A 340-nucleotide genomic window follows, 5' to 3' on the forward strand; every position below is an offset into this window, starting at 1 on the left:
CCAGAGCCTGGCCCCGACCGCGGCCATCGTGCTCATCATCGGTGCCGGCGGCGGCTTCAAGCAGATGCTGGTGAACTCCGGCGTGGGCACTGCCATCGGCCAGCTGGCCGTGCATGCGCAGATCTCGCCGCTGCTGCTGGCCTGGTTCGTGGCTGGCGTGATCCGTGTGGCCACCGGTTCGGCCACCGTCGCCACCATCACCGGTGCCGGCATCGTCGCGCCGCTGGTGGCGCTGATCCCCGGGACCAACAAGGAACTGCTGGTGCTGGCCACCGGTGCCGGTTCGCTGATCCTGTCGCACGTCAACGATGCGGGCTTCTGGCTGGTCAAGGAATACTTC

Annotated in this window: 1 pseudogene; it reads left to right on the top strand. The window is 67.9% G+C overall.

The features are described 5' to 3' along the window. A pseudogene (locus tag B3873_RS25180) lies at window positions 1-340 on the top strand (permease DsdX); the annotation flags it as partial.

Origin of the sequence: Herbaspirillum sp. UBA812 (assembly GCF_002296545.1) — a bacterium.
GTDB classification, from domain to species: domain Bacteria; phylum Pseudomonadota; class Gammaproteobacteria; order Burkholderiales; family Burkholderiaceae_D; genus Herbaspirillum; species Herbaspirillum huttiense.